Origin of the sequence: Psychrobacter sp. T6-6, from assembly GCF_052258185.1 — a bacterium.
Lineage (GTDB): Bacteria > Pseudomonadota > Gammaproteobacteria > Pseudomonadales > Moraxellaceae > Psychrobacter.
Genome location: NZ_JBQQEX010000023.1, coordinates 1 through 948, shown reverse-complemented (window position 1 = coordinate 948; position 948 = coordinate 1). Strand labels below are relative to the sequence as shown.

Annotated in this window: 1 protein-coding gene; it reads right to left on the bottom strand. The window is 45.6% G+C overall.

All coding sequences use genetic code 11. The annotated features are described in order from the left end of the window. Window positions 1-72 precede the first annotated feature (72 nt). A partial coding sequence (gene tuf, locus ACTXGL_RS14070; RefSeq protein WP_443527306.1) for an elongation factor Tu occupies window positions 73-948 on the bottom strand: 876 nt, incomplete at its 5' end.

Here is a 948-nt window from a genome sequence, read left to right as displayed (position 1 = left end):
ACAAAAAAAGCCACCCTAAATAGGGTGGCTTTTTTATGACTAGCTCATAAGCTCATTACTGAGACTTAATGATTAGTTCAATACGTTAGCAACAACACCAGCGCCTACAGTACGGCCACCTTCACGAATAGCGAAGCGAAGACCTTTGTCCATAGCGATTGGGTGGATAAGCTCTACGCCCATCTCAACGTTATCACCAGGCATTACCATTTCAGTACCGTCTTGTAATTGGATTGCGCCAGTTACGTCAGTAGTACGGAAGTAGAACTGTGGACGATAGCCGTTTAAGAATGGTGTGTGACGACCACCCTCTTCTTTTGACAATACATATACTTCAGCGTCAAACTTAGTGTGAGGCGTGATTGAACCTGGCTTAGCTAGTACTTGGCCACGTTGTACGTCTTCACGCTTAGTACCACGTAGTAGTACGCCACAGTTTTCGCCTGCACGACCTTCGTCAAGCAGTTTACGGAACATCTCTACACCAGTACAGGTAGTTTTTTGAGTGTCACGGATACCAACGATTTCGATCTCGTCACCAACTTTAACGATACCAGATTCAACACGGCCAGTTACTACGGTACCACGACCTGAGATTGAGAATACATCTTCGATTGGCATTAGGAATGCTTTGTCGATGTCACGCTCTGGCTCTGGGATGTAGGTGTCTAGTACGTTTAGTAGTTCTACTACGGCTGGTTGGCCATATTTGTCTTCTGAGCCTTTTAGGGCTTCAGTAGCTGAACCTTTAACGATAGGCGTGTCATCACCTGGGAAGTCGTAGTCGTTCAATAGTTCACGAACTTCCATTTCTACTAGTTCTAGTAGTTCTTCGTCATCAACCATGTCACATTTGTTCATGAATACGATGATGTACGGTACGCCAACCTGACGTGAAAGCAGAATGTGCTCACGAGTTTGTGGCATAGGGCCGTCAGTTGCAGATAC